The organism is Ruegeria sp. ANG10 (assembly GCF_040705255.1).
Classification (GTDB): Bacteria; Pseudomonadota; Alphaproteobacteria; order Rhodobacterales; family Rhodobacteraceae; genus Ruegeria.
This window is the reverse complement of sequence record NZ_JBFCVU010000007.1, coordinates 1-25,099: the sequence shown is the minus strand read 5'-3', so window position 1 is coordinate 25,099 and position 25,099 is coordinate 1. Positions and strand designations below refer to the sequence as shown.

10 protein-coding genes, 2 pseudogenes and 1 riboswitch are annotated in these 25,099 nt (G+C 58.2%); of the genes and pseudogenes, 8 read left to right on the top strand and 4 right to left on the bottom strand.

Annotation, left to right across the window (positions count from 1 at the left end; genetic code table 11):
- The first annotated feature begins 11 nt into the window (after window positions 1-11).
- The 7 genes from AB1A64_RS14950 (at window position 12) to thiC (ending at window position 9,161) form a co-directional block, all read left to right on the top strand.
- On the top strand, window positions 12-1,010 hold the full coding sequence (locus AB1A64_RS14950; protein ID WP_366552298.1) for a PLP-dependent aminotransferase family protein: 999 nt from the start codon (window positions 12-14) through the stop codon (window positions 1,008-1,010).
- A gap of 180 nt (window positions 1,011-1,190) precedes the next feature.
- Complete coding sequence (locus AB1A64_RS14945; RefSeq protein ID WP_366552136.1) at window positions 1,191-2,693, top strand: CoA-acylating methylmalonate-semialdehyde dehydrogenase; 1,503 nt, start codon at window positions 1,191-1,193, stop codon at window positions 2,691-2,693.
- 564 nt (window positions 2,694-3,257) lie between these two features.
- The gene (locus AB1A64_RS14940; protein WP_170351235.1) at window positions 3,258-3,764 is read left to right on the top strand and encodes a TRAP transporter small permease subunit; all 507 of its coding nucleotides are present in this window, start codon (window positions 3,258-3,260) and stop codon (window positions 3,762-3,764) included.
- Between the two features lie 77 nt (window positions 3,765-3,841).
- Complete coding sequence (dctP, locus tag AB1A64_RS14935) at window positions 3,842-4,891, top strand: TRAP transporter substrate-binding protein DctP (protein ID WP_366552135.1); 1,050 nt, start codon at window positions 3,842-3,844, stop codon at window positions 4,889-4,891.
- A 156-nt stretch (window positions 4,892-5,047) separates the two neighbouring features.
- Window positions 5,048-6,355 (top strand): TRAP transporter large permease subunit, encoded by a 1,308-nt coding sequence (locus AB1A64_RS14930; protein WP_170379673.1) that lies wholly within the window; start codon window positions 5,048-5,050, stop codon window positions 6,353-6,355.
- Window positions 6,356-6,365: 10 nt separating this feature from the next.
- Window positions 6,366-6,770 (top strand): universal stress protein, encoded by a 405-nt coding sequence (locus tag AB1A64_RS14925; RefSeq protein WP_366552134.1) that lies wholly within the window; start codon window positions 6,366-6,368, stop codon window positions 6,768-6,770.
- Window positions 6,771-7,141: 371 nt separating this feature from the next.
- Window positions 7,142-7,261, top strand: a riboswitch (TPP riboswitch).
- A gap of 109 nt (window positions 7,262-7,370) precedes the next feature.
- Window positions 7,371-9,161 (top strand): phosphomethylpyrimidine synthase ThiC, encoded by a 1,791-nt coding sequence (gene thiC / locus AB1A64_RS14920; RefSeq protein WP_366552133.1) that lies wholly within the window; start codon window positions 7,371-7,373, stop codon window positions 9,159-9,161.
- Between the two features lie 61 nt (window positions 9,162-9,222).
- On the opposite strand, the gene AB1A64_RS14915 is transcribed toward thiC, so the two are convergent.
- The 4 genes and pseudogenes from AB1A64_RS14915 to AB1A64_RS14900 form a co-directional block, all read right to left on the bottom strand.
- Window positions 9,223-9,702, bottom strand: coding sequence for an invasion associated locus B family protein (locus AB1A64_RS14915; protein ID WP_366552132.1), 480 nt, complete (start codon window positions 9,700-9,702; stop codon window positions 9,223-9,225).
- Window positions 9,703-9,720: 18 nt separating this feature from the next.
- On the bottom strand, window positions 9,721-23,040 hold the full coding sequence (locus AB1A64_RS14910; RefSeq protein WP_366552131.1) for a hypothetical protein: 13,320 nt from the start codon (window positions 23,038-23,040) through the stop codon (window positions 9,721-9,723).
- Between the two features lie 258 nt (window positions 23,041-23,298).
- A complete protein-coding gene (gene thpR, locus AB1A64_RS14905; RefSeq protein ID WP_366552130.1) occupies window positions 23,299-23,814 on the bottom strand; it encodes an RNA 2',3'-cyclic phosphodiesterase in 516 nt (171 codons plus the stop codon).
- A 123-nt stretch (window positions 23,815-23,937) separates the two neighbouring features.
- Window positions 23,938-24,532: pseudogene (locus AB1A64_RS14900) on the bottom strand (response regulator transcription factor).
- A 251-nt stretch (window positions 24,533-24,783) separates the two neighbouring features.
- On the opposite strand from AB1A64_RS14900, the pseudogene AB1A64_RS14895 reads away from it, so the two are divergent.
- A pseudogene (locus AB1A64_RS14895) lies at window positions 24,784-25,099 on the top strand (aminotransferase); the annotation flags it as partial.

The following is a 25,099-nucleotide window of genomic DNA, read 5'->3' as shown; positions in this document are numbered from 1 at the left end:
TGGCGTTGAACATGCGCGATCTCAGCAATTGGACAGGTGACAACCAGTATCGTGATTCCGACACCTTTGTTGAACAAATCTGTAGCCGGTTGTTGCCGCATCGAGGCATCGTCGCCAAACCTGAAAACGTGCTGATAACCATGGGCGCGCAACAGGCCATCTATATCGTGGCGGCTTTGCTGCGTGGCTTTGGCCGCGTCGTTGCAATCGAGGATCCAGGATATGCGGACGCGCGTAACATATTCGAGCAGACCTTTGATGAGGTCCGGTTCATCCCCGTCGACAGTGAGGGTCTTATTGTCGATGAAAGACTGGCCGGATGCGATCTGGTCTACGTGACGCCAAATCGTCAGATGCCAACGGTTCTGTCTATGTCGCAGACCCGAAAACGTCAGCTACTGGAAATGGCAAAGAAGGAAGATTTCCTGATTATCGAAGACGATTATGAAGGGGATATGGACTTTGATGAGAACAGTCTGCTTCCATTGTATAGTGGGCATTCTCAGGGGCGGGTGATCTATACTGGCAGCCTTTCAAAAAGCTTGGCTCCGGGTCTGCGGCTGGGTTATCTGGTCGCTCAGGAATCTCTGGTGCAAGAAGCGCGTGCCTTGCGCGGAATGATGATCCGCCATCCGCCGCACGTCATTCAACACACCGCATCTCTGTTCCTGCGTTTTGGTCATCATGAGACGCACCGGGCAAAGATGCATCAGATTTTCAACGAACGCTGGCACGTCGCATCGCAGGTCATCCAAGAGTTGTTTCCCGATTTCGAGTTGCAATACGAATATGGCAGCACGAACTTTTTCTTCCGCAGCACCCAGGGGCACAGCGCTTATCAAATCGCGGAAGCTGCACGTCAAAGGGGCGTGATAATCGAGCCGTCAAGCGTCTGTTTTTCTGATGAAAAAAAGGGGGAAATAACCTTCAGGCTTGGCATTTCCGCTGTTCCTGCAGGCAATATCGAACAGGGTCTTCGCACCTTGCGCAGCGCCATTGATGCGCTCTAGCTGTGCCCACACTTAAATTCATCTGTGTCTATCCAAGAGGCCGACAAACTTACCTTTATTGATGGGCAAGGCCAATCGGGCTGGTCTGATCGAGTCACTTGCCCATGCGAAAGCAAGTTATTTTTATTGTTGATTCACCGTGCCCACAGGCCCGTCAGGTCGAATGTAGCGAGGTGAGAGATGAATATTCTGGGGCACTTTGTATCCAACGAATTTTGGCCAGGTGCGAGCAACAGGATTTCTGAAATTGTAAACCCGGCCACGGGGACGGTGACCGGAAAAGCAACGCTGGCCTCTGTCGAAGATGTAGACACCATCGTTAAAACAGCGGCCGAGGCGGCGCCGGGCTGGGCTGCAAAACCGCCTGCAAAACGCGCGATGGTTATGTTCGAGTTTCGCGATCTTCTCAAAAAACATACCAATGAACTGGCTGAACTGCTGTCGTCAGAGCATGGAAAAACACTGCCTGACGCAAAATGTGAGATCGCGCGCGGTATCGAAGTTGTCGAATTCGCGTGTGGGATTCCCCAACTTCTTAAAGGCGAGTATTCAGAGGCCGTTGCAGCAAACGTAGATTGTTTTTCCGTCAGGCAGCCTTTGGGCGTTGTTGCAGGTGTAACACCCTTCAATTTTCCCGCCATGGTGCCACTTTGGATGTATCCGGTGGCCATTGCCTGTGGAAATACCTTCGTGCTGAAGCCTTCCGAAAAAGACCCCTCAGTTGTGATGCGTATCGCGGAATTACTGGCGCAGGCCGGATTGCCACCGGGCGTTTTCAACGTCGTGAATGGGGACAAAGTGGCCGTGGACGCTCTTTTGGATCATCCATTGGTCGAAGCGGTCAGCTTCGTCGGCTCAACAGCAATTGGGCATTACATATACTCGCGTGGCTCTGCGAACGGGAAACGTGTGCAGGCGTTGTGCGGCGCAAAAAATCATCTGGTCGTTATGCCGGATGCGGATATGGAGCAGGTTTCGGACGCGCTCATTGGGTCGGCCTATGGCTCTGCGGGTGAGCGATGTATGGCCATTTCCGTTGCTGTGCCCGTTGGTGAAGACACAGCAGATCGCCTGATCGACGTACTGGCACCCAGGGTGCGGGCTTTGAAAGTTGCGCCATTTACTGACCCATCCTCAGAACTTGGTCCCGTGATCAGCAAGCAAAGTTACGACCGCATCCATGCCTATATTGAACAGGGCCTTGAAAAGGGTGCCGAGCTTGTTGTCGACGGGCGCGAAATCTCGTTACAGGGATACGAAGACGGGTATTTCATCGGCGGATGCCTGTTTGACCGTGTGTCGCCTGATATGTCCATCTACAAAGAGGAAATCTTTGGGCCGGTCCTCTCCGTGTTGCGAGCCGCCAGTTACGAAGACGCAGTTGGTCTGATAAACGATCATGAATATGGAAACGGGACGGCGATCTTCACCCGCGACGGCGACGCTGCGCGTGATTTCTGGGCGCGCGCGCGCATAGGTATGGTCGGTGTAAACGTGCCAATCCCTGTTCCGGTCGCTTATCATTCCTTCGGAGGGTGGAAGCGGTCCTTGTTCGGCGACCATCACATCCACGGCATGGAAGGGGTTCGATTCAACACCCGGCTCAAGACCATGACAACCCGATGGCCATCTGGAATTCGTACCGGGGCTGAATTCAATTTTACCGGCGGTAAAGATGTCTGAGGCAACGCTGAGGTAGAGCGACCGTCATTATGGATCTCGCATTGAGACGCTGTGACACCAGATCATATTCTGGCAATATTCTATCACTTGAAGTTGATCCCAAATATTGCGTGAAAAGATTGACACGCGACGATGCAATATCAGCGTAGCATCCTGTTTTTTGGTGAATCTGATCTTTTATAGCCACCGGGGCGACAAAGAAACACCGACGGGTCGATACTTTGAGGCACTATGCGTCGGTCGGGCGCTAACTGTTCCCATCGACATTGAAATTATCCGCATGATTCTTGCCCGTGATCGTTAAATATTATGAATTTTCAATATGATAAGCCATGCATGGATCTGTGCCCATATTTTCACTGATCTGTGCCTTTCGCTTATTGGTCCGCATAATCTTAACTTGACCCGAGGAGGACGATGCAAGCCTTCTGCGAAATGAGGGGTTGCGCCTGCTCGCGCATGGAACGCATCATATTCCTCTAGGGAAGACAGAGCTGGGTCTGCAAAGTCATTGCAACGCCTTGTTCAGAATAGGCATTTTCACGGGGAGGACAAAGCGTGCTGATGCGAGGACTTGAAGCTCTTACTGGGGCCATATCCGAATTCGCAGGTTGGATCGGATGGTTTCTGATTTTGTACTGCATGGCGTTTGGTGTTTCCGACGTTTTCATGCGTTACCTGCTCAACAACCCATCGCAATGGATCGGCACCACCTTGCAGGCCGCAATGGTGCTTTTGGCATGTGTGGGTGGTATCTATTCGCTGCAGCATGATAGCTTTGTGAAGCTTGATCTTTTCTACGCGAATGCGACAACGCGAAAGAAGGCGATCCTAGATGTGTTGACCGCGCCCATCGCGATCCTCTTTCTGGTTACACTGATCTGGAAAGGATACGAAGCGGGTTCGCTTTCACTGATGCTCAACCAGTGGACGCCGACATCGGTGCCGATTCCGATCTACCCAATCAAATTTGCAATCCCACTCGCCGGGTTCTTTGTTCTGCTGATCGTCATCAAGAAGCTTCTTGTGGATTTGCAAACAATCTTCGGCGGCGAACCTGATGAGGCGTAAGCCGAAACCCGGCGACGTCCTAATCTGAACAAGATCAAAACGAAAAAAAATCATCTCTACAAACAAGGAGGATACAAATGAAACTTGAAAAATCCATAAAGACAGCCTTTTGGGCCGGTGCTCTTGCCACCAGCGCAAGCGTTGCTTTCGCTGCAGACGGCCCGCCGGATGAGGTAACCGAATGGGTTTTCCAGCCGGCATTTGACCAAACCGACGCCGGTTGGGACAATGGCCTGATCCCTTGGGTTGAAGCCGTTGAGGAAGCAACACAAGGTACCGTTAAAATCCGTGTCGAGCCTGCTGGCGCACTGGTAAGCGGCGCCGAGGCCTTCTCTGCGGCCGCAGCCGGTCAAACAGACGGCTATGCCGGCTGGGGATCCGTCTATGGTGGTGACATGCCGGAAGGCATGCTGGCTTTCGGGATGGCAATGGGCGCCAACAACACCGAAGAAGCATGGGAAGTGATGTGGGGAAATCCTGATTATCGCGTAGGCGATATCGTTCAGGAAGCCGCGCATGCACGTAACCTGCACTGGGCTGGCTGGACCAACCAGGGTCCGAACGCAATGTTCACCAAATTCCGGGTCGAAAAGATGGAAGACCTGGAAGGGCATAAAATGCGCGCAGGTGGTCCTCAGGCGATCTTCCACTCTACTATGGGTGGCGCGCCGGTTTCCATGAACGGTGGTGAAATCTATACCGCCATCAAGCTGGGAACGATCGAAGGCACCTACTGGGATACCGGCGGGATCGACGACATGTCCTTCCAGGAAGTGATCGACTACGCGATCATGCCCGGCTGGAACCCTGCACAGCACCAGGAAATCTTCATCAACCTGCAAAGCTGGAATGCTCTGACAGACTGGCAGCGCGAGCAAATCGACGGCATTTTCGAGGAAACCTACTTCCAAACCAGCAAAATGCACGCCGATGGTGTTGAAGAAGCACTGCAAATCCTGCGCGACGCAGGTGGCGAAGTAATCACGCTGAGCGACGAAGAAGTGGCAAGAATGCGTGAGAAATCCATCGCAGAAGTTTGGCCGCAAGTTGCGGCAGCTTCTAAAGGAAATGCCAAAGGCGTCGAAATCTTCAAGAAGTTCTTGGACGATAAAGCCGCAGGCAACTAATCCACCCACAATTCGCCATACAAAACGCGAATAAAATGACCGCTGGCTTGTTAATCGAGCCAGCGGTGCCCCAGAAAATGCCGCCACTGTAACGGCATTTGGAACGGCACATATGCCGATGCTCCCAAGCTGCAACGTGCTAAGGAAAGACAAAAAATGAGCCTTGAACTTATCACAGCGCTGTACTTCATAGTGCTATTCGCCATTCTTTTCATGGGCTTGCCGGTCTCATTTGGCCTTGGTGGCACAGCTGTACTGTTCGCGATGATCATTGAACCGCGGGCTCTCTTATCGGTGCCAAGTGCCTTTTATTCGACTCCGTGGAGCTCGATTCTGGTGACCGTGCCGCTCTTCCTGTTCATGGGATCCTTGATACGATTTTCCGGAATAGCCGAGGCCGCCTATGACGCTGTCTATAAGCTGATTGGTCATGTTCATGGCGGACTGGCGATGGGAACAGTTCAGGTCTGTACCGTTTTCGCAGCTATCACAGGCATCACACCGCCTGCGACGACAACCATGGGGCAGATCGCATACCCCTCGATGATGCGATATAATTATGACCGTAGGATCGCCATTGGTTGTATCGCGGCAGGTGGCGCTCTGGGCGCGCTGATCCCGCCGAGCGTTCCGTTCATCTTCTATGGTCTTTTGGCAAAAGTATCCATCGGTGACCTGTTCATGGCCGGTCTGATGCCGGGTCTGATGCTTGCCATGTTCTATACCATCTACATCGGTGTCCGTTGCCGCATTCAGCCGGAACTTGGGCCCGCTCTGCCGGCAGATCAGAAATTCACGGTGAGTGAAAAACTCAGCGCTGTGCTCAGCATCTGGCCCTTTGCCCTTTTGATCGTGATCGTTCTGGGCGTTATCTGGGGCGGCATCGCAACGCCTGCCGAGGCTGCTGCGTTTGGTGCTGCGGGCGCCTTCGTCATCAACTTCATCTATGGCAAACTTACCAAGGAAGTTCTGGTTGAATCGCTGGTGTCGACGGTAAAGCTCAGCGGTATGGGCCTGTGGATTTTGATTGGCGCAACTGTCTATCTCAACGTGTTTAACACCTTGGGCAGCCAGGACCTTCTGACCAACCTGGTTCTGTCTATGCCAGGCGGAAGCACCGGCATCCTGTTGATGATGATGTTGATCATCTTGATCCTGGGTATGGTCATGGATGACTGGGCCATCATTCTGCTTTGCACCCCGCTGTTCATCCCGATCATTGATGAACTAGGGATCGACAAACTGTGGTTCGGCGCTTTGTTCATCGTGAACATTCAGATCGCCTATCTGACCCCTCCATTCGGCTTCGTTCTGTTCTGGATCAAGGGCGTGTTGCCCAAAGATGTGAGTATGGGCGATGTTTACAACTCGGTTGGACCCTTTGTTGTACTTCAATTCGTTGGCCTCACGTTGATTTTCATCTTCCCGGAAATCGCCACCTGGCTGCCCAACGCGCTGAAATAGAGGATATCAGATGTTCAAACATATACTTGTCCCCGTAGCTCCCGGACATGAGAAAGAGTATTCGGCATCCATAGAAGCAGCAAAGAAACTGTTGGCGGACGGTGGTCGGATTTCGGTCTTGTCCATTATGGAAGAGCTGCCATCCTACATGGCGTCATATTTTCCAAAGGATCAGCTTAAGAAAGCAATCGATGAGCTTGCGGATACTTTGACGGCAGAGCTGGGATCGGACGTGATCGATGTTCATGTTGTGTCAGGACATTCGACCAATGCGATCCTCAGTTGGCAGGAAAAGCACAAGGCAGATTGTGTCGTCGTGTCCTCACACCGGCCCGGTCTATCTGACCTGCTGCTGGGATCTACGGCCGCCAGGGTTGTACGGCATTCCAATTGCAGTGTCGTGGTCCTGAGGTAAGGTCAAGCAAAACCATTTGGTTGTAAAAATATGGGGTTTCCGGTTCCTCCTGATGAGGGGCCGGAAACTTTTTTCATTCAAAGTATTATTTTGAAAAATGCAAAACTCTCAGGCACTTGGTTTCATTTTATTGAAAGCCAACAATTCTCCTTCAAAAGAGGCAATCCACTCATAAGACATCTTATGTTAAATAACTGCGTTTAACTTACCGTCGATATGCGGAGTATCTGTCGAATAGGTCGGCCTGCACATCAGATAGCGACCGTATATTTGATGACGTGCTTCACCGAACGGAAGATCCCGGCCGTTCGAGAAAATCTGAAACAAATGAATTTTGGTGCTTGTTTAAGCCGTGAACCTCAAGCTAAACCAGCAGTACGCAGGGGAGTCCCACCGAGGGGACTGAGAGGCTGACGGGGCAATGCCCGGCGACGCGACCCTTTGAACCTGACCCAGTTGATACTGGCGTAGGAAGCTAGGGCGCGCAGGCCACAAAACCGGGCAAGCGCACTCCGAACAGGGGGCTGTCTGCCTTCTCGTTTCCCCAAGCCAAAACTCATCTGGTGTCTTTTTAAGTTGAACTGCTTGAGGAGCACCAACATGAACGTCCCCAACCCCAAAATCACCACCGGTGAGCTGCCCGCATCGCGCAAGATCTATGTAAACGGCACATTGCACCCGGATGTGCGTGTGCCAATGCGCGAAATCTCGGTCCACCCCACGGCGGGGGAGCCACCCTTGCCCGTATATGATAGTTCAGGGCCGTATACCGATCCGCAGGTGATGACGGACATTCGCCAAGGTCTGGCGCCGCTGCGACGCAAGTGGATTGAAGCCCGAGCAGATGTGGAAGAATATGACGGGCGTGAGATCAAACCGGAGGACAACGGCTTTGTCGAAGGTGATCGATTGACGCCCGAGTTCCCTGTGCGCCCGCGCCCCCTGCGCGCCAAGGATGGAAAAGCTGTGACGCAGCTGGCCTATGCCCGGGCCGGCATTGTCACACCGGAAATGGAGTTCATCGCCATCCGCGAGAACCAATTACGCGAAGCCGTCGCCGAACAGCGCGAAGGCAATGATTGGGGTGCAAACATCCCTGATTATGTGACCCCGGAATTCGTGCGGGATGAGGTCGCCGCTGGTCGCGCCATTATCCCTGCGAATATCAACCACCCTGAAAGCGAACCGATGATCATCGGGCGTAATTTCCTGGTAAAGATCAACGCCAATATGGGCACCTCGGCTGTGACCTCTTCGATGGAAGAAGAGGTCGATAAAATGGTCTGGTCGATCCGTTGGGGTGCTGACACCGTCATGGACCTGTCGACCGGCCGCAATATTCACAACACCCGCGAATGGATCATCCGTAACAGCCCGGTGCCGATTGGCACCGTGCCGCTGTATCAGGCGCTGGAAAAGGTGAACGGCATTGCCGAAGACCTGACATGGGAAGTGTTCCGTGACACGCTGATCGAACAGGCCGAACAAGGTGTGGACTATTTCACCATCCACGCAGGCGTGCGCTTGCATATGGTGCCGATGACGGTGAAACGGGTCACCGGGATCGTTTCACGCGGCGGGTCGATCATGGCCAAGTGGTGCTTGCATCACCATAAGGAAAGCTTCCTATATGAGCATTTCGACGAGATTTGCGATATATGCCGGGCCTATGACGTGTCGTTCAGCCTGGGTGACGGCCTGCGCCCCGGCTCGATTGCGGACGCTAACGACGAAGCTCAATTCGCCGAGTTGGAGACGCTGGGGGAGCTGACCAAGATCGCCTGGGCCAAGGATTGTCAGGTAATGATCGAAGGCCCCGGTCACGTGGCCATGCACAAGATCAAGGAAAACATGGACAAGCAATTGGAGTGCTGCCACGAGGCGCCCTTTTACACGCTTGGCCCCCTGACCACCGATATCGCGCCGGGCTATGACCACATCACCAGCGGCATTGGTGCTGCGATGATTGGCTGGTTTGGTTGTGCGATGCTCTGCTATGTCACGCCGAAGGAACATCTGGGGCTGCCGGACCGGGATGATGTAAAAACTGGGGTTATCACCTATAAAATAGCGGCTCATGCCGCTGATCTGGCAAAGGGTTTGCCGGGCGCGCAACGTCGTGACGATGCGCTGTCCCGCGCCCGGTTCGAGTTCCGCTGGGAAGATCAGTTCAACCTGTCGCTGGATCCCGAAACGGCACGAGAATTCCATGACCAGACCTTGCCTAAACAGGCACATAAGGTGGCGCATTTCTGTTCAATGTGCGGGCCGAAATTCTGTTCGATGCGGATCAGCCACGACATTCGAACTGAAGCGCAGAAAGAGGGGATGGAGGCCATGGCCGCCAAATTCCGCGAAGGCGGCGACCTTTACATGCCCGTGAAAGACTAAACACGGCGGCGGAGCCGATCCTTTCGGCTCCGCAAGCTTCTGCACTGAAAGGAAACTATTCTCAGGGCAATAGATCGGATACTTTGCTGAACCCGGTCAAATCGAAGCCAAATGAAATTGGCTCTCCGACCCTGTTTTTGGCGTCGATCTGCAATTGATTACCCGCGCGCATCGCAGACATCCATTCGGGGGAAACAGGCGAACGGGCAAAACAGCCTTGTGCCTCGCATGTCAAAAACTCCAGACGAGCGACCTCGGCATCATCCACTTTTGCAACCAGGCCTTCCGAGAACAAAAGACCGAATGGCAGGGTCAGCACGGTCTCAGTCTCGTCCTTACCTGCGGCCTTTACAAACGCGATGGATGTAAGCCTCTGGTTGTTTTCGGTCAAAACGATGCTTTGGGTCATTTCGCAGATCAACTCGGACCCGCTGGCCCGATTGCTGCAATTGACCGACCATGGCGGCGCTGCGCCTTCCTGCGCAGCCAGGGGGGTCGCCAAACCCAATGCGACACCCAACGCGCTTACCCAAGTTTTCATCCTGCTGTCCCTCATCGATTAGAATTGTAGTCCAAGGCCAAGACCTACCTGTAAGGCCCTGGTTGAGTCTCCGAACAAATGATCCAGGCTCAGATTGACAAAGCTGCTGTCGTCCAGCGCAAACAACCCCAACCTGGCCGAGACCAAGCCATGCGCGTCGCCGACAAAGCTGGTGTTTGAAAACCCACCGTCAGCGGCGCTCGCTCCGTTAAACCCGGCAGTGACCGATACGGTATCATCTGACGAGAGAATGGCACCGACCTGAAAACTTGCGCGCAGCTTCTGCGAGGCACTCAGGGTTTGCTCGGTGCCGATTTCCAGCGAAGGCGTGAAGGAATAGATCATCTCGCTATCGTCTTGCAGAACGATCCCCGCCAGGGTTGCATCACCATTGCTTTCGGTTGCCAGACGTGTGGCATCAACAGCAACCTCAGGGCGCAGATAAGAACTGCCGCCCGCGAACCTGTGGTCATAAGCAAGGCTGAGACGCAGGTTCTGATGGTTCATCTTGTGCTTGATCTCGCTGACGCCAACGGTGCTTACGATTTGACCGTTGGGCAGCACGCCACTGATCCCGCCCGCGCTGAGCGTGTCATAGTCTGACCAACCGGCGGACAGCTGGGCTGCAAACTCCCACGCGCCAGTGTATTTGGTCAGCGAGGCACCCAGATTGAATCGATCACCCGTTGCATTGTAATTCGATCCGTTCCGTAGGCTCATCTCGTCATAGCCTACCGCGAACCCAGCGAACAGCTCGTCTCCAACCGGCAGACGGACACCAGCCGACAGGTTGGTGTCGTTGATGTCTAGCTCTTCGTACATGCCGGTCTGATCACGGTCATAGAAGGACCGCCCGCCCGAGAACCAGACACAATTGCGCGGGTCATCCCCGAACTGGTAATCGGTAAACCGTTCGCAATTGTGTAGCGTGTCCGCAAATACCCGAGTGCCATAAAGTGCATCCACAGCGTCGGCGGCATAGTCGGCTGTCGACAAGCTTTCGATTGCGGCGATGACATCGGCCTCGGACTGCATGTTGCCGATCAAGGCAAACAGTTGGCCTTGGGCAGCCGATCCCTGTCCGTTCAGAACTTGGTTGATGTAATCCCCGATGGCCGCCTGATTGGCGTTCATGCCGGCGGTCGAATAATCCGGCGTGATCACCAGATCGACCGAGCTGCCGTCAGAGGTAGAGCCGTTCAGGCCAATGGAATAATCCAGCACAACAGTGTCCTCGATCATCGTTCCCGCATCTGCGGCGGTTCCATCAGGATTGATGATGACAAGGGGCAAGGCCCGTTCCAGCGCGTTCAGCAGTGGCACCAGGGTGCCGCCCATGGTGGCATTACCGGTGGCATTAACCAGGTCGCTATTGCCACCCGACACCCCAGAAGTCAGGAAATACACGTCAAAGGTTGATGTTGCCGTTGCTCCAAAAGCCAGGCTTCCGGTCAGGTTCAATGTCTGGCTGACATTTCCGCTAAAGGTAAAGTCACTGGCCGCAACCGTCGCCGTCAAATCTCCGTCCAGACCCAGATTGGCCCCCAGGACAAAATCACCGTTCACCTGCATGAACCCGTCAGCACCCAGATTGACCGTATCCAACGCATAGAAGGCCGCGCCATCTTCGACGGTAAAGCCGTTGGTGCCTGCGCCAAGATCCATGTTGCCAAGGGCCGCACCCGCAAGCGATATCTGTTCGTTGCCGTCGCCCCCATTCACCAATTGATCGTTGCCGGCAATCAACAAGGTATCTTTGGACAGGGTCAGCACATTGTCGGTGCCACCGTCCACAACGATTGATGCGACTGACCCCGCCTCACCCGTGCCGCCCATGACAACGCCGTCAAAGCCAAGTGTGATCGCGCCCGCGCCATCGCGCCCTTCGGATTGTGCCAAGACGCCGATGCCGCCCTCGCCCACCGACAGGATATTACCATCGAGTATCATGTCGATGGCGCCACCAGAACCCGCGCCACCGGCAGCCCCGCGATAGACCGAGTCCACCATGCCACCGCCGCCGCCAAGCGATTGCGCCACAACACCAATCGCATTTTCACCCGTCGTGACGATGTTGCCAGATTGCGAGAATCCGATATCGCCACCATCACCGCCATTTGCAGCAGACAGGTTTACCGTGATCCGGCTGGCCTCCATATCGGTTGAAACAAGACCGCCGCCGCCACCGATACTTTGGATGACGAACCCGTGCGATCCGGTTCCACTGGTGGTCATGTCCCCGATATTCGCAAAGCCGACATCACCGCCGTCACCGGTTGAATCATCCTGCGCGCCCAGCGTTACATCCGCGCGCCCAAGACCCGAGATGACAACTTCGCCCCCACCCGCACCGATACTCTGGACGCTTTGGCCAAAGGACCGGTCACCACTTGTGAACACGTCGCCGTCCAGCGAAAGGTCGATATCACCGCCATCGTTGTTGAAGCTGGGATCAGAGCCCAGGATCACAGACGCGGCCTTTTCGATCCCGGCTTCGCCATTCGTATTGCTGTTCAGCACAAGTTTGCCGCCACCGCCGCCGATGGATTGCGCCGCACCGGCGGACGAGAACGCGCCATCGGTGCCAACATCACCGGTCCGGCTGCCATCCACGTCACCACCACCGGCGTCATCCGTGTCAATCGCACCCAGACGTGCGGTGATATCGATAGCGTCACCGTCTTGAACATCCACCGTGGTCGCGGATGCACCACCGCCGCCACCGACGCTCTGCAGCATCAGGCCGGTCGAACGATCGCTTGTGGTGGCGATGTTGCCGTTATGGGCCTGTGTGATCTGGTTGCCCGCCATGCCTGACACGTCATCGCCACCAAGGGCGATATCGCTGCTGACGACCGAGCCGGTCGCGCCAGCAGTTGTTGTGGTGAAATCGACAGAGGTATCAGTATTGCCGCCGCCGCCATTCACCGATTGGACAAAGACCGCTTCGCTGCCCGCGCCGTTGACAAGAATATCTCCGGTCGAGTTGACGGTGACGATGCCCGCAGAACCGGTGGATCCTTCCCGGGCCCCTAGAACCTGCGAGATGGTGTAATCCAGCACCGAGACCAGCGGGGACGACACCGAATAACCCGCGTTGCCGCCGCCACCGCCAACGGATTGGGCATAGATGCCAAACCCGTTTTCGGCATTCACAACAATTGTGCCAGTGTGGTTGACCGTGACGTCTCCACCATTCGCACCCGATCCACCTGATCCGCCAATGGCGATCTTCGAATAGGATTTGCCGGTCATGGTGTTCTTAAGGTCATTCACGTCCATCGCAACGGCCAGACCGCCATTGCCGCCGCCGCCACCGACGGATTGTGCAAAGATGCCGTAGGCACCTGTACCATCTACCTGAACGTCCCCGGTGTTGGTGACAACCACGTTGCCGGCAACATTGCCGCTGCCGCCCGAACCGCCAATATTCAGCTGCGCGGTCGGAGAGCTGCTGTCCCCGGTCTTGAGCCGCAATGTCCCCGTGATCGAGCTGCCGCCATTGCCACCGCCCCCGCCGACGGATTGGGCAAAGATACCGTGCGCACCCGCACCCGTTGTCACGATCGTACCGGCATTGGCAACCGAGACGTTGCCGCCCGTGCCACCAGTACCGCCCGATCCACCCAGGCCAAATTGCAACGCTCGCCGCGTAGTGGCCTCGGCCCCACCATAGCGCCCGTCAACCGAGATGGTCGAACCGCCATTACCGCCACCACCACCAATGGATTGGGCAAAGATGCCATGACTTTCCGTACCATCGGTCAGGATCGTGGCATCGGCTTCGTTGACGACGGTTACCGTGCTGCCCGCGCCGCCAGTGCCACCAGTTCCGCCGATCAGAATGGCGTTTGTCGTTGATCCTTCCGACGATCGACCCAAGATGATGTTGCGCACCTGTTGTGCATCGCCTCCGCCACCGCCGACGGATTGCGCATAAATACCGATGGACTTGTCACCCGCTGTTGCGATGACATTGCGGTTGGTAACCGACACCGCGGCCGACATCGCACCGGTGCCGCCATTGCCGCCAATCGAAATGGTCGCCGTGTTGCCGATCTCTTTGCGCAGGTTGATGATGCGGTTTTCCACCAGGCCACCCATGCCGCCACCGCCGCCGACGGATTGCGCATAGATGCCGTGCGCCATCGTGCCCGCCGTGGTGATCATGCCGTCATTCACAACGGTCACAATGTCCGACGTCATGCCGTCCCCGCCAGTGCCTCCGATATTGATAGAGGCTGCCGTCCCCACGGTTGATGGGTTAACGAAGGATTTGATCGTATCAAGGTTTCCCTGACCCGCCTGCACCATACCGCCAGTGCCACCTGCACCGCCCACCGATTGCGCCAGCAACCCGATCGAGCGTTCCCCCAGCGTTGCGATCCGTGCGGTACTGGTCACATCGACCGTGCCACCTACGCCGCCAGAGCCTCCGGTGCCACCGATCGAAAGTGATGCCGAAATGCCGCCACCAGCCGAGTTGCTGGCCTTGCCGCCATTGCCGCCACCGCCGCCCACGGATTGCGCGAACACCGCATGGGCATCGTCGCCCTGAGTGACCACGGTACCCGCGACCACAGAAGTCACGTTACCGGCCGCGCCACCAGTGCCACCCGCCAAACCGACCGACACGCTGGCCTTGTTGCCCTTGCTGTCGCCGGTCTTTGGCGTGCCAATGCTGACCGAGGTAGACGAAGAATTGCCGCCGCCGTTGCCAATAGATTGGGCAAAGAACCCGTAAGAGCGGTCGCCCGCAGTGCTGATGATACCGTCCGAGCTGGCAAAAACATCGCCGCCACTGCCGCCGGTGCCACCGGTTCGGCCGATCTGAATGTTGACGTTGCCGCCATCCACCGAGGTCGAGGCCGAGTTATAGCCCGCATTGCCACCACCGCCACCAACGGATTGAGCGAACAGCCCATGGGAATCCGCACCGAGCGTTGTGATGTCGCCGGTATTGCGCACGTCGACTGTCCCACCGATGCCGCCCTGACCTGTCCCGCCGCCAACGGCCAGGCCAAAACCCTTGTTGGTTTGGTCCGAGGCAAGTTCATAGGCAAAGGCCAGGTTCAGGGCTGCGTTACCGCCGCCGCCACCAATGGATTGGCCAAATACCCCGTGGCTACTGTCTTGTTTCGTAAGAATATCGCCGTAATGGTCAATATCGACCGTCCCACCATCCCCAGCGGTTCCGGCATCGCCGCCGATGGCAACCACAGCCGACATGCCGGTTTTGTTGCCAGAAGAATCCGCTGGATTCACTTTGCCTTCAAGCTCATCCAGCACGTTGTTGTAATTGGCAATTACCGAGTCATCCACGCCCGTATTGGTCGGTGTCTTTCGGTCGGTTGAATCGCCGGTGCCGCCGTTACTCTGGTTGCCCGTTGTTTTGCTGATACCCACAACTGCATTGACCCCAGCATCACCACCGCCGCCACCAATGCTGGACGCCTCGATCCCGTGCGCGCCGACACCGTCTGTCGTTATGGTGCCTGCTGCCGCCAGGGCTGTCCCACTCACGACGGTCACATCGCCAGCGTCACCGCCGCCACCGCCAAAGCCACCAATGCCCATTGCAATGGGTGAGCTGTCCTTGGTGCCAACAAAGGTCGCGTTGATCCCGCCAGTGCCACCGCCGCCGCCAATGCTTTGGGCAAAGATGCCCCGCGAGTGATAGCCATTGGTCGAGATATTGCCGGTTTGCGTGACAGTGACGTTGCCCGCATCTGCGCCGGTGCCGCCGTGACCGCCCAGACCACCGACGATGCTCAGGTCGGTTTTGCCGTCGGAATTGTTGGAATCGCCATAGTTCAGTTGCCCGGTCACGTTCAGCGCGCCGTTGCCGCCGCCTCCTGCGATGGACTGGGCCAGAACGCCGTGCTTCCAGTTGCCCGCAACTGTAACCGATCCCGCGTGATCCACGGTTACATCGCCCGAGACATTACCATTACCGCCAAAACCGCCGACTCCGAATGTGACCGAAGGGATCTTGCCATCCTTGCTTAGCGCGATCCCGCCCGACACGTTCAGGCCGCCATTGCCGCCGCCGCCGCCAATGGATTGCGCCAGCAGACCAGCCGAACCATCGGTATCCGGCTTTTCTTCGTTGAAGACCCCCATGTCGATGAACAGACGCTCCAACCCGTAGGTCGAGGCCAGCTCTTCGGTCTGATCCACGATGGTATCCCCCAGGAAATCGCGCAGCTTGTCTTCGAAAGTTGTAGTGTCAGGGATCGAAATATCGTCCGGGTCCGTCGTGACCGTGATATCCGCCTGCGACGTGACTGTGACATCGCCCGCCTGACCACCGTTTCCTGCGAACCCACCAACACCCACGATCAACGAGCTGTCGGACACGATCCCGCCCGACACGTTCATACCGCCATTGCCGCCGCCGCCGCCAACGGATTGCGCCAGCAGACCAGATTGGCCGGTCCCATGCGCCATGATCGTGCTGCCGGAACCAATGTTTACGTCGACGTTCCCGGCATCGCCGCCACCACCACCAAAGCCGCCGACCCCGACAACAACGGCGTAGGATTTGCTGCTATCCGTTTGTCCCGCCCCAGGTTTGCCGCTGATCGCGATTCCGCCAGAGACATTGGTGCCGCCATGACCACCGCCGCCACCCAGCGATTGCGCGATAATGCCGCTGGCACCTTTGTTTTCATCGACGGCAAAAGTGCCGTCGGATTGTTGCACCATCGGTACCGCCTGCACGTTGCCGGTGTAATCCAGATCGACATCGCTTGCGTCGCCGCCTGATCCGCCAAAGCCACCCACGCCCGCTGCGACGGAAAAGATCGTGTCAGACCCCGACGGTTTGGTCAGCGCCAGTGAGCCCGAGATATTGACACCGCCGGTACCGCCACCGCCGCCTAGGCTTTGGGCGAAGATGCCATGCGCCCCGTCGCCTGCGGTCACTACATCGCTTTGAACGTCCAACGTTACCGTACCGGCATCACCGCCACCGCCACCAAAGCCGCCAAGGCCCAATGCGACCGCTGCACCGGATTTGCCCGTCAGGTTCACCGCGCCCGAAACATTCAGACCGCCATTGCCGCCGCCGCCACCAACGGATTGCGCCATCACACCAATGCTGTCCACGCCCGTCGTGACCACTGAGGTCGTGCCACTACTGTCCGTGCTGGAACGTAGGGTGCTGATCACGTCGCCAGCATTGCCAGCCCCGCCGCCAAAGCCACCCACGCCCAGGCTGACCGAGCCGCCGTTTTGCTGACTGATGCCCAGTGAGGCCGAGATGTTCGTGCCGCCATTGCCGCCACCGCCGCCAAGGCTTTGTGTCAGAATGGCCGTGCTGCGATCGCCAGAGGTCAGAACCCCGCCTGTAACGGTCGATTGAACCAGCGCACCGGCATCCGCGCCGCCGCCGCCGAACCCGCCGACGCCAATGCCTATGGCTGCGTTGGTCGAGCGGGACAAGGACAAGGCCGCCGAGATGTTGGTGCCGCCGTTACCACCGCCCCCGCCAAGGCTTTGTGTCAGAATACCGACCGAGTCATCGCCAGCCGTGGTGACATTGCCGGTGACTTGCTGGGTGACGTTGTCCGCTGCGCCGCCGTCTCCGCCGAAGCCGCCAACGCCGATCCCAAGACCGCCCGAGAAATTGCTGGCCAGAGAAATAGCGCCGGAAATATTCGTGGCTCCATTACCGCCGCCGCCGCCCAAACTTTGCGCCATGACGCCAGCCGACCGCGCGCCCGAAGTGCTGACATTGCCCACAAAGGTGTTGTCGACCATGCCGCTGGTGCCTCCGCTGCCGCCGAAACCACCAACACCGATCCCCGCCGCGCCGGAACCTGTCCGCGCAATGCTAAGCGCACCCGAGATGTTGACGCCGCCATTGCCACCGCCGCCGCCAACGGATTGCACCAGAACACCGGTTGCGTTTTCGCCACCCGTGGTGACATCACCGGTGACCGAGCCGGTGGCCGAGCTTGCATTGCCGCCGTCCCCGCCGGACCCGCCGATACCCACGCCAACAGCACCGCCGCCAGTACCCGACAAGTTCACAGCGGCCGAAACATTCAGCCCTCCGTTACCGCCGCCGCCTGCTGCGGATTGCACCAGAACGCCCCCCGAATTGTCGCCTGCCGTGGTGACATTTCCAACAACTGTCCCGCTCGCCGTGTTGGCATTACCGCCATCGCCGCCGCTGCCGCCAAGCCCGACCGATGCACCACCGCTGCCGGTTCCGGCAACCGTGACTGTGGCGGACACATTCATACCGCCATTGCCCCCACCGCCGCCAAGGCTTTGGACGATGACGCCGCCAGATTCGTCTCCTTGGGTTGATACATCGCCGGTCAGCGTGGCTTCGGCCGTGCCGCCGTCACCACCCGTACCGGACGCGCCGCCGAGACCTACCGAGGCACCGCCCGCTCCCGTGCCCGCCGCAGCAACCGCGACCGAGACGTTCATGCCGCCATTACCACCACCGCCGCCGACGGACTGCGCCAGCAAGCCGGTCGACGTGTCCCCCAGCGTCACCAGGTTGCCCGTGACATTTGCCGTAACAGCCGAGGCATCGCCGCCACCTGTCCCGCGGCCACCCAGACCAACAGCCGCCGCACCAGAGCCTGTGCCCGCTCCGCCCACGGATGCCGAGACATTGAACCCGCCATTGCCACCGCCGCCGCCAATGGATTGTGCGACAACTGCACTGGATTGCGCGCCTTCGGTCTGAACATCATTTGCGACGGTCAGGCCCACGATGCCACCCGTGCCCCCGCTGCCACCCGAGCCGCCCAGACCAACGCTGATCGCGCCGGACCCGGTGCCCGCGCCCGCCAAAGCTGGCGATACGTTAAAGCCACCATTGCCACCGCCGCCGCCGACAGATTGCGCCAGAATACCAACCGAGGCGTCGCCCTTGGTCACCACATTTGCCGTGGTGCTGGCGGTAACCTGACTACCGTTACCGCCGCCCGCACCCGAACCGCCCAGCCCAACTGAAACTGAGCCCGCGCCCGTACCTGCACCCGAGACTGTGGGGGACACGTTGAACCCACCATTGCCGCCGCCACCGCCGATGGACTGCGCGACGAAACCGCTTGAGGCAAACCCGTCGGTCAGAATGGTTCCGTTCGAGGTCATTGTGACGTTGCCACCCTGCCCGCCTGTATCACCTGAACCGCCAAGCCCGACACTGACCGCACCGCTGGCCGTGCCAGCGCCCGACAGAACTGGAGCTACGTTGAAACCGCCGTTGCCTCCACCGCCGCCAATGGATTGCGCCACAACGCCCGAGGACTGGTCGCCGCGTGTTTCTACCGCATTGTTAGACGTAGCGATGACGGTACTGCCGTCTCCGCCGCCTGCGCCGTCTCCGCCCAGGCCAACAGATACACCGCCGCCTGCAGTGCCCGATCCTTGAACCGCCGCGCTGACGTTAAAGCCGCCATTGCCGCCGCCACCGCCGATGGATTGCGCCAGGAAGGCGGTGGCTGAATCGCCCTGTGTCAGGATTGTTCCGTCCGATGTCAGGGTAACCGCACCACCGTCACCGCCACCATCGCCGGTGCCGCCCAATCCGATACTGACCGCGCCCGAGCCGACACCCGCACCAGCACCGGTGCCAGAAACATTAAAGCCACCATTACCACCACCGCCGCCGATGGATTGCGCAACCACGCCGGATGACCGGTCACCAGCGGTTACAATGGAATTGGTTGTGGTCAGGTCGACTGTTCCACCATCCGCGCCGCTGCCGCCGTCGCCGCCCAGCCCAACGCTGACAGCACCGCTGCCAACACCTGCACCTGCGAGCGAGGCGCTGACGTTGAACCCGCCGTTGCCACCGCCGCCGCCGACGGACTGTGCCAGAACCGCAGTCGAATCCGCGCCGCCTGTGCTGACGGTGCCGGAGACTGTGCCAGTGACCGATTTTCCGATCCCTCCGCCCGAGCCACCGCCGCCAAGGCCAACTGTGACGGCACCGCCACCCGCGCCAGCCCCCGCGATCCCTGCCGTGACGTTGAACCCGCCATTACCGCCGCCGCCGCCAATGGATTGGAACACAACACCACTTGAATTGTCGGACAGAGTTGTGACGTTCCCAGCAACCTGAGCCTCGACCACGCCGCCGTCGCCGCCGGTCGCACCGTTTCCGCCCAGCCCGACGCCGATTGACCCGGCGCCAGCACCCGCAGCGGCGACTCCTGCGGTGACGTTAAAGCCACCATTGCCACCGCCACCACCAATGGATTGAACCACTACACCTGTGGACCGCAAGCCTTCGGTTCGAACATCCCCATTGACGCGAACGCCCGTGACAGTTCCGCCAACGCCACCACTGCCGCCGTCACCGCCAAGTCCCACACCGATGGTTCCGGCACCGGCACCCCCGGCGGCCAGACCCGCCGCGACGCTGAAACCACCATTGCCGCCGCCACCACCGATGGATTGCACGACTACTGCACCGGAATCGTCTCCGCGTGTGGTGACATTGGCGTCGACAGTGGCTGTTACGTTCCCCCCTGCCCCGCCACCGCCGGACTTACCGCCAAGACCAACGCTGACCGAGCCCGCCGCAGCGCCGCCAATATCGGCGCTGGCCCCGATGGCATAACCGCCATTGCCGCCCCCACCGCCAACCGATTGCGCGACTACGCCACTGGAAAACGCGCCACTGGTCTCAATAGACGTTCCGCCCGCAACCAGAGTTACATCGCCTCCGATCCCCGCGCCGCCACCGTCTCCGCCGATGCCGACATTGATCCCAATCGCTGCAACACCACTTGCGCTGACACCTGCAGCGATACTGCCGCCGCCGTTGCCGCCGCCACCGCCAACCGATTGCGCAATGATCGCGCTGGAGTTTGTGCCCGTCGTGGTGACATCCGCATTGGTATAGACCTGAACAGTCCCACCGTCACCGGCGCTGCCCGCCTGTCCGCCGATTCCGACCGAGACATTGCCGGAAAACAGCGCCGAAGCCCCGCCGGTTGCTGCAACCGCCAGACCCCCATTGCCGCCACCGCCACCAACTGATTGGAAAAGCATCCCGGTCGAACGATTTCCGGTGGTGACAACCGTGCCCTCGAACCCTGCGACCGTCGCAACCCCGCTGCCATTGAACTGGCCGACCGTTACATTGCCGCCCTTGCCACCCGTGCCGCCATCGCCGCCGACACCAACTGCTAGAGATCCAGAAATCGGGCCGCCGGAAACTGCAACCGAGACAGCATAGCCGCCGTTGCCGCCGCCACCGCCAACCGATTGCAGCATGACACCGACGGAATCCTCTCCTCCGGTTTGCACCGAAGCTGAGCCGCTGCCGCTTAGTGTGACGTCGCCACCATCACCACCATTGCCGGCCGATCCGCCGACCGAAACTGATGCCGCGCCAAAGGCCCCGACGGCCACCGAAACAGCGCCACCGCCATTACCGCCACCGCCACCAACGGATTGGGCAAACACACCTGCCGAGCGGTCGCCTGAGGTTTGGATCGCAGAAGGCTGACTGCTGTCGGTGTTGGATAGGGTCACATCGACGTCCCCGCCGGTGCCACCGGCACCGCCATCCCCACCGATGGCCACGCCGACAAATGCACCAACAGACCCGGACGAGCCACCGTTGCCGCCACCGCCGCCGATGGATTGGGCCAGAATGCCCATCGCGTCGTCCCCGGTCGTGGTAATGATCCCGTCGTTCACGATCGTCACGGTCGAACCGCTGCCACCGCCATTACCATTGCCGCCGACCGAAACCATGCCACCAGACGATCCGCCGTCCCCGCCGCCGCCGCCAATGGATTGCGCGATGATGCCGCGTGCCCCGTCGCCGCCCGTTACAATGCTTCCGTAATTGCTGACGCTGACTGCTGCGCCCGTGCCACCCCGCGACCCGGTGCCACCGATGGCAACCAAACCATAGGAATTCGCGCCCGTGCCACCGCTGCCGCCGATGGACTGAGCCATAACCCCGTCAGAGCCTTCGCCTGACGTAAGAATGGTGCCACTACCCTGGATCGTGACGCTGACAGTGTCCCCGCTACCGCCGTTTGATCCGACCCCGCCCAGAGACAATGAAACCAGCCCACCCGCAGTACCTCCCGAGCCGCCACCACCACCGATGGACTGGGCAACAATCCCGCGCGCGAAATCGCCCTGCGTTTCGATTGCCCCACCATGCAAGACTGACACTGCGCCGCCATTGCCGCCATTATCCGCGCCACCGATCAATGACACCAGCAAGTTGCCACTGGTACCGGCCGAGCCACCGGACCCGCCGATGGACTGGGCGTAAATCCCGTTGGCGTAATCGCCTGTCGTCAGAATGCTGCCGCTTGATGTTGTGTTGACGGTGACCGTGCCACCACTGCCTCCATAGCCGCCGTCGCCTGATGCGCCGACCAACCCCCATTGCGAGCCACCATTGCCGCCATTGTTCGACACACTCAGAGCATAGATGCCATCGGCCGAGTCTCCGGTCGTTGAAATCGACCCGCTCTGGTTGACTGTGACATTGCCCCCATCGGCTGAATGCCCGCCGGTACCACCGCCCGGTGCCGCGAAACCGCTACCGCCATTACCCGCTTCACCGCTGCGGCTAAATGCAAAAATGCCGTCATTGTTTGAGCCGGATGTTTGGATTGTGCTGCTGGAGTTTTGCGTTGCGGTGACCGTACCCCCTTTGCCGCCATCACCACCGTCGCGTCCGTCCCAAAAACTCAGATACGAGTCGCCCCCGTTGCCGCCGTCGCCCCCGACGCTGCCGATCTCCCAGCCAACGTTGCTGGTGGCGTTGACATCGCTGGACAGAGATTTTGTCTGCGTTGGGCCATCATCACCATCTCCGCCTGATCTTGGCGGAACGACTAAGGCGCCGTCCCGTCCGTTGCTGCCATTCTGTCCGTATACAACCTGATTTACTCCGTTGGGCCCAGAGACATTCACTGGCGGTGTCACGGTGCCCGGCGTGCCCGAGCTGTTGAAGTTGCTGTTGTACTGGGACAGCGTCAATTGTGTCGACAGACTCGATGTACCAGTTGCCCCGGAGTTACTGATCTGGGCAGTTGTTCCGCTAATGGAGACAATGTCAAATGCAAGTGGTGGATTGTCCGAATTGTAAATTGTGTCGCCCGCACTTTTAACGAGAAAAACATATCCATCCGCCGTTTCCACAAAAGCGGTCGTACCCGCCGTCGGCGTCGAGGCCGGATCCACAAATAGCGCGCTAACGGTCGTATCCAGGCCGGTCACAGGGTTGGTGACTGTGTCGCCAACTTTGGAGGCGGCTGTCGGCGCCGCAAGCAAAGGATTTGAAATCAATACAAAAAATGAAATCGCGAGCAGCAGATTTGATTTCATTGTCACCCTCGAACCTCGCAACCGACATAGTCTGAACACATGGCAATCGGGTACTGTTCCGAAAAACAGTTACCTGCAATTCGGCGTTTCCCCATCACCATTTCGGGCAGAATACGCGCAAGCTAAAGGAGATAAATTTTCTAAAATTCATCTATTAACAGTTTCGTGAACCTTATTGCCTAAATGCAACATTTTTAATGCGCCAATAGGCTGTCACACGGTTTGAACAGGTAAACCACTTAAGGTGAGACAGCTGCCCTATAAGAACGTGTAATGTGCCAAGGCGACATGACGGGCACCTTCGGGGCGAAGAGTGGATTCGTATAGGGCAAAGCCGGCCACAAGCATCTCTGGCAACGTATTCACTGTGCAATCGTGGGGAATGTGAGCCGCCTGATGATGTGCGTGTTTAAGCCGCGCGATCGTTACATGTGGGCGAAAGCGTCGACGGGGCAACACAATTCCGGCGCGCCGTGTTGCGGTCTGTACTTTACGATGCAACGCAACAAGCGGCGCGCTGTCCTTAACCCCAATTGCCAGCGCACGCCCGAAACACTCGATGCCCAAAAAAATGATGTGGAAAGGTACAGAGGAAAGCGCCAAAAGCTCGTCATGCAAGGCCTCCAATACCTGCTCGGGCTGATCATCCAGAAAAGCCAGCGTCAGATGCAGGTTCTCAGGTGGCACCGGTTTGCCCGCGGGTAACGCGCGTTGTAGCGGCGCAAGAGCCACCTTTGCCTCCTGGTTGAGTGATATGGCGACGAAGGAACGCAATTGATCCTCTTGCTGTGTCTATTGTTGAACGCACGTAAAGTTAACCGTTCATGCCCGCGATGTCAGGTCTTTGCGCGATCTGCATGAAAGCCCGGAATTGATGAATGACTGGCCCGAGCCGACTTATTCTCGGGCGATCCGGGATAGATAGAACTGTGTAATGGCTTGTGTTCTGTTTTTCACCCCAAGTTTTTCATAGATATTCGACAGGTGAAACTTGACGGTATTGGTCGAAATCTGCAGCTCTTTTGACAAATCCCGGTGCGACATTCCCTGTGCCAATGCTTCGAGAATGGCGCGCTCTTTGCGGGACAAGCTTTGAATCGGGTCCCGCTGCATTTTTCGTACGTCGATAAACGGAAATACGATCTTACCTGCCGCCACATTGGCACAGGTTTCCAGCAGGCCTTCAACCTCGCCGGACCGGGCAGCAAACCCTAAGGCCCCGGCCTGCATCGCCAGACGCTGGATATCACCCGTCGCATCGCCATAGACTACAAGCCGCGGGGCGTTGGCCTGCTCGCGCAGCACTTCGATCAGTTTGGCCGCCCCACCACAGGCAAATTCCAGTGGATCACGCCGACCTGCTCGGGAACTCGCATCACGGTCCCAAGAAACCCTTCTGCCGTGGCCGAGGTTGCCACCAGCGAGAATCGTGGGCGCGTTCGAAAATTTCGGACATGGCGGACAGGACCAGCGGATTACTATCCGCAAGCATGACATCAATCGGCACCCAGGGGCATCAACCATCTGTTTCTACCTAATTTTCACCTTCCCCACTCTTTTGGGTAGGAAGTAATTCGGTATACTGCGGTATTTTTGCCACTATGGGTGGGTATTTTCCCATACTTTTAGCCATCCTATAGCTGTAGTAAGTTACGTTGCGTCGCGAGACAAGGCAGCGTTTTCTATTCGGCGATGAAACACGACGGGCCGCAACGCCCGGTCAACAGCCGAGAGTGTCAGACGATGACTTTTCAGATTTTCCCTCCGCTTGAGATCCCCGAGACTCTGGCCGCGGGCCCAGGGCCTGGCAATACCGACGCTCGCGTCCTGCGCGCCTTTGCCAATGCGGGTGTCGCCGATCACATGCAGGGCGACGTCCTGCGCGGGATGATCGAGTGCAAGTATATGCTGCGCAAAATCTGGGGAACCGACAACACCTATACATTCGCGGTTGCCGGCACCGGGTGGAGCGCGCTGGATACCATGTTCTCGGCCGTCATGCCCGGCGACAAGGTTGTTGCATTTAACAACGGCACATTTTCCGGCATTGACGCGCTGA